General features: G+C 72.4%; 4 protein-coding genes. 3 read left to right on the top strand and 1 reads right to left on the bottom strand.

The window, feature by feature from the left end; genetic code table 11:
* Together HW577_RS19320 and prfB are read left to right on the top strand one after the other, a co-directional pair.
* Positions 1–2,538 (top strand): penicillin-binding protein 1A (locus HW577_RS19320; RefSeq protein WP_232475067.1); only part of this gene is annotated, 2,538 nt, incomplete at its 5' end.
* Positions 2,539–2,547: 9 nt separating this feature from the next.
* Positions 2,548–3,679, top strand: a protein-coding gene (prfB, locus tag HW577_RS19315) for a peptide chain release factor 2 (RefSeq protein WP_198377761.1) whose coding sequence is annotated in 2 segments (ribosomal slippage) — positions 2,548–2,616 and positions 2,618–3,679 — 1,131 coding nt in all. Because the reading frame shifts where the segments join, the coding sequence is not laid out codon by codon here.
* On the opposite strand, the gene HW577_RS19310 is transcribed toward prfB, so the two are convergent.
* Positions 3,680–4,489 (bottom strand): hypothetical protein, encoded by an 810-nt coding sequence (locus HW577_RS19310; RefSeq protein WP_198377760.1) that lies wholly within the window; start codon positions 4,487–4,489, stop codon positions 3,680–3,682.
* A 142-nt stretch (positions 4,490–4,631) separates the two neighbouring features.
* Here HW577_RS19310 and HW577_RS19305 point away from each other — a divergent pair.
* On the top strand, positions 4,632–5,798 hold a 1,167-nt coding region (locus HW577_RS19305), incomplete at its 3' end, for a glycosyltransferase (RefSeq protein WP_198377759.1).

Raw genomic sequence — 5,798 nt, 5'->3', positions numbered from 1 at the left:
CGCCGGCGCGCAGGCGGGCGGCCACCCGATGCCCCGCCGCCCGAAGGCAGCGACGCCCCGCCCCCCGAGCGCAAGCGGCGGGAAAAGCCGGCGCGCCGCCGCCGCCGCGGCCTGGGCCTGTTCCGCCTGTTCTTCATGCTGCTGGTCGTGGGCGGCATCGTCGCGAGCGTGGCCGGCTACGGCATGTACCGCCAGATCGCGGAGGACCTGCCCGACCATCGCTGGCTCGCCAGCTACGATCCGCCGCAGATGTCGCGCATCTACGCCGCCGATTCGCGGCTGCAGGCGGAACTTGCGACCGAACGGCGCGTCTTCGTGCCGATCGAGGCGATCCCGGCCCGCGTGCAGCAGGCCTTCGTCTCGGCGGAGGACCAGCGCTTCTGGGAACATCACGGCGTCGATCCGCTGGGGATCGGCCGCGCGCTGCTCACCGCCGCCGAGCAGTGGGGCAGCGGGCGGCGCATGGGCGGCGCCTCCACCATCACCCAGCAGGTCGCCAAGAACATGCTGGTCGGCGCCGAGCGCTCGGTCATGCGCAAGGTGCGCGAGGCGATCCTCGCCGTGCGGATCGAGCAGGCGCTGTCGAAGGACCGGATCCTCGAACTCTACCTGAACGAGATCTTCCTCGGGCAGTCGGCCTACGGCGTGGCGGCCGCGGCGCAGGCCTACTTCAACAAGGGCCTCGACGAGCTGACGCTGGCCGAGGCGGCCTTCCTCGCCGCCCTGCCCAAGGCGCCCAACAACTACAACCCGCTGCGCTTCCCCGAACAGGCGCGCGCGCGGCGCGACTGGGTGCTCGACCGCATGGCCGAGGATGGCCACATCACGCGGGAGGAAGCCCGCTACGCCAAGGCGGAGCCGATCATGCCGCGGCCCACGCGCCGGCCCGAGGTCGTGCCCGTCGGCCAGCACTTCACCGAGGAAGTCCGCCGCGAACTGATCACCCGCTTCGGTGCCGAGCAGACGACGATGGGCGGGCTCGTCGTGCGCACCAGCCTCGACCCCGAATTGCAGGCGGCGACGGAACGCGCACTGCGCGACGGGCTCATCGCCTATGACCGCCGCCGCGGCGGCTGGCGCGGCCCCTTCGCGAGCATCGCCGCCGGCCAGACGGAATGGATGGCCGCGCTGGAAGCGGCGCAGCGGCCGCCCGGCGGCCTGCCGGAATGGCGGCTTGCCGTGGTGCTGGAAGTCCGCGCGACGGAAGCGCGGCTCGGCTGGCTCGAACGTCCCGAACCGCGCGCCGCGCAGCAGCCGCGCACGGGGCTGATGTACCTCGCCGACCTCGGCTGGGCGCGCCCGGCGCGGGACGGGCGCGTCGGCGCGCCGCCCACGCGCATGAACCAGGTGGTCAATGTCGGCGATCTGGTCTTCGTCGAGCCGATGCCGACCCAGGCGCCCGCGCAGGGCCGCCCGGCGCGGCCGGAAAGGCTGGAACTGCGCCAGATGCCGCAGGTCGAAGGCGCCGTCGTGGCGCTCGACCCGCAGACCGGGCGCGTGCTGGCCATGGCCGGCGGCTGGTCGTTCGAGCGGTCCTGGTTCAACCGGGCGACGCAGGCGATGCGCCAGCCCGGCTCCTCCTTCAAGCCCTTCGTCTACATCACGGCGCTCGAGCAGGGCATGCCGCCCAACACCGAACTGCTCGACGAGCCGATCGAGGTGATGTCGGGCGGACGGATCTGGCGGCCGCAGAACTACACCGCCGGCACGGCGAATGGCTGGGTGACGATGCGCACCGCCATGGAGCGCAGCCTCAACCTGGTGACGGTCCGGCTGGCCCAGCAGGTCGGCATCGACGCCGTCGCGGATGCCGCGGCGCGCTTCGGCGTCATCCCGAACATGCCGCGCTTCCTCGCCCTGTCGCTGGGCGCGGGCGAGACGACGGTGATGCGCATGGCCGCCGGCTACGCCGCCTTCGTCAATGGCGGGCAGGAAGTGACGCCGACGCTGATCGATTCCGTGCAGGACCGGCGCGGCCGCGTGGTGTGGCGCGCCGATCGCCGCGCCTGCGCGGCCTGCGGCGGCGGGCCGGAGCAGGTGCCCGACCTGGTGGACCCGCAGCGCCGCCAGGTGACCGACCCGATCGCCGCCTACCAGATGGTGAGCCTGCTGCAGGGCGTGGTGCAGCGCGGCACAGGCGCCAATGCCATCGGCAACCGCCTGGGCCGCCCCGTCGCCGGCAAGACCGGCACGACGGACGACTACAAGGACAACTGGTTCGTGGGCTTCACGCCCGACATCGTGGTCGCCGTCTGGATCGGCCATGATGACCCGCGCAGCCTCGGCCAGGGGGAGACGGGCGGCGGCAACGCGGCGCCGATCTTCCGCGAGGTGGTGGCCGCGGCGCTGCGCGACAGCCCGCCCGTGCCCTTCCGCGCCCCGCCGGGCGTCGCGCTGGTGCGCGTGAATGTCGGCGGCGGCTCAATCCTGGAGGCCTTCCGCCCCGGCACCGAGAACAGCGCGCGGCGGATGCGCGACGCATCCGAGGGCGGCGGATCGGCGGCCGGCCTCGACAGCAACCTGGGCGGCCTCTATTGACCCCGCATCATGCGCGCTGAAGCCACATCCCTGAACGAGCAGATCACCGCGTCGGTGTCCCTGCTGAGGAGGCATCTTTGACTGGGATGCCGCCGTCCGCCGCCTCGAAGAACTGAACGCCCGCGCCGAGGATCCGGCGCTGTGGAACGATGCCGCCGAAGCCGGCCGCGTGATGCGCGAGCGCGGCCGCCTTGCCGAGCAGGTTGATGGCGTGCGCCGGCTCGAACGCGATGTCGAGGACGCGCTGGGCCTGATCGAACTCGCCGAGGCCGAAGGCGACGAAGCGACCATCGAGGCTGCGGTCGCCGACCTCGAGCGCCTCGCCGAGGAAGCGAAGCGCCGCGAGATCGAGAGCCTCCTGTCCGGGGAGGCCGACGCCAACGACGCCTATGTCGAGGTCAATGCCGGCGCCGGCGGGACCGAGGCGCAGGACTGGGCCGAGATGCTGCTGCGCATGTATGTCCGCTGGGCGGAAAAGCGCGGCTACAAGGTGACGGTGACGGAACGCAGCGACGGCGAGCAGGCCGGCGTGAAGTCGGCCACCATCCAGGTGACCGGTCCCAACGCCTATGGCTGGCTGAAGACCGAGGGTGGCGTCCACCGCCTCGTGCGCATCAGCCCCTTCGACGCGGCGGCGCGGCGGCAGACCTCCTTCGCCTCGGTCTACGTCTATCCCGTGATCGACGACCGCATCGAGGTCGAGATCAACCCGGCCGACCTCAAGACCGACACCTTCCGAGCCTCCGGCGCCGGCGGGCAGCACGTCAACAAGACGGAATCGGGCGTCCGCTTCACGCATATCCCGACCGGCATCGTCGTCGCCTCGACCCAGGACCGCAGCCAGCATCGCAACCGCGCCATCGCGATGGAGATGCTCAAGGCCCGGCTCTACGAGCTGGAACTGCGCAAGCGCGAGGCGATCAGCGACGCAGTCGAGGCCGGCAAGACCGATATCGGCTGGGGCCACCAGATCCGCTCCTATGTCCTGCAGCCCTACCAGATGGTCAAGGACCTCCGGACGAGCGTCGAGAAGGGCAATCCCGACGCGGTGCTGGATGGGGAACTCGACGACTTCATGGCCGCGGCGCTGGCGCAGCGCGTCGGCGGCACGCGGTCGGAGGCGAGCGCCGCCGCCCGCTGATCAGGCGGCGGCGACATCCTGTTCCAGCAGCCGCGCGAGCCGCGCGATGTCGTCGAAGTTGGTCACGATCCCCCGCTTGTCCGGCGCCGTCTGCCGCAGGGGGGAGACGCCGAACAGGCTCGGCGCCGTGCCCGGCGGCAGGCCGATCAGGCGCGCGATCCGCATCGCCGGTTCCGCCGCGACCGTCTGGCCGTCGACGAAGGACGGGTAGGTCACCTCGACGATGCGCGGATAGTCGGCGAAGGCCTGCCGGACGAAGCGGCGCGCGCGCAGGATCGGCAACATGTAGGCGGTCGCCTGCTCGGCGCCGATCGTCACCGACATGTCGCGCGCCGCCTCCGCCGCGTTGCCGGTGTGGTACACGCCGCGCGTCTCCGCGATGACGTGGCTGGCAAGGCATTCGGCGAGATCCGGACGCACCAGGTGGATCACGCCGGCGCCGCGCTGCTTCAGCCAGTTCAGCATGAAGTTCGCGCGCGGGCCTGGCGTGGCCTGGGACCAGACCGGCCCGAAGGCGCCGAGGTTGTTGTACATCAGGTCGAAGTGCAGCAGCGCCGGCGCCACATCGGCCGCGAGCCGCGCGACGAAGGCGTCGAGCATCGCCGCCATCTCCGTCGCCTCGAATCCGAAGCTGCCACGCTGTGCGACGAATTCGGCGACGAAGGCGCCGAAGCGGGCCGGGCCGCCGGGCTGGAACGCCTCCCCGCGCGATTCCACCCGCGTGCCGGCGCTGAACGCCGTGCCCAGGAACTTCGTGCCGCTGCGCTGCGTCGCGATGGTGACGAGGAAGGGCGGCGGGGTGTCCTGCATGCGCGGCGGCGTTCCGATGGAGATATCGTTTCGATAACAACACGCTCGCAAGCCCCCAAGTCAAGCGACCACCCGGCTTGACCGTTGCGATATCGCAGTATACCGCGGACGGAACGTTTCACGGACCAGGCGGAGTTCGCGCGTGGCGCTGACGGTGGTGCATCTCGCCCATGGCGCGGGCGGCGGCGCGGGCCGCGCGGCGCGTCGGGCCCATCTCGCCATCCGATCGGCCGGCCTGCTGTCCACCTTCGCCTTCGCCGAGGGCGAGACCGGCCCGGGCGACATCCTGCTCCGTACCGCACCCTCGGCCGACACGGCCGAAGCGGCGCTTGCGACGACGCTCCGCCAGCGCGTGCAGTGGGAGATCGTGCCGCAGGCGCGGCGCGGCGATCACAACACGCTGTTCTCCATCCCGCATCCAGGCCTCGCGCTCGACCGCCACCCGATGATCGCCGCGGCGGACATCCTGCACCTGCACTGGACCTCCTGGTTGGTGCCGCCGGCGCAGCTGCGGCGCTGGCACGCGGCCGGCCGCGCCATCGTCTGGACGCTGCACGACCTCTGGCCGATGACCGGCGGCTGCCACTATCCGGGTGGCTGCGAGCAGTTCCGCACCGCCTGCATGGCCTGCCCCCAACTGGCCGATGCGTGGTCTCTGGTGCCGAACGGCTTCGCGGAGAAGCGCGCGGGCTGGGCCGGCGTGCCGCTCGTCGTCGCGCCCTCCTCGTGGATGGCGGCGCAGGCCGCGGACAGCGCCATCCTCGGCGGTTGCCGGATCGAGATCGTCCCGAACCCGATCGAGACGGACATCTTCGCCCCGCCGGCCGACCGCGACGGGCTGCGCGCCGCGCTCGGCTTCGGCCCCGACGACCTGCTCATCCTCGCCGGCGCCTACGACAACCGCGAACGGCGCAAGGGCGGCGCGCTGCTCGCCGACGCGCTGGCGCGGATCACGGCGGATGGCAGCCTGGCCGCGCTTCTGCCCGCCGGCGCGCGCGTCGCGCTCGCGGTCTTCGGCCGGTCGGCCTGGGGCACGACGGCGGGTCTGGAGGCCTTCGACCTCGGCGAGATCAGCGAGGATGCCGCGATCGCCGACATGCTCGGCGCCGCCGACCTCGCCTGCCTTCCCTCGCTCGAGGACAACTACCCGAACCTCGCGCTCGAGGCGCTCGCGTGCGGGACGCCCTGCGTCGCGACGCCGGCGGGCGGCCTGCCCGACCTCGTGCGCGACGGGCGCAGCGGCGTGCTGGCCGCGGCGACGGAGGAGGAGGCGCTCGCCGCCGCGCTGCTGCGCTTCGTGGCCGAGCAC

It is taken from the genome of Neoroseomonas rubea, assembly GCF_016106015.1.
Classification (GTDB): domain Bacteria; phylum Pseudomonadota; class Alphaproteobacteria; order Acetobacterales; family Acetobacteraceae; genus Neoroseomonas; species Neoroseomonas rubea.
The sequence above is the reverse complement of the archived record's forward strand: the minus strand, read 5'-3'. Positions and strand labels throughout refer to the sequence as shown.

Coding starts and splice junctions, on each gene's coding strand:
- HW577_RS19310 (WP_198377760.1), bottom strand. CDS start 4,489: ATGCAGGACACCCCGCCGCCCTTCCTCGTCACCATCGCGACGCAGCGC.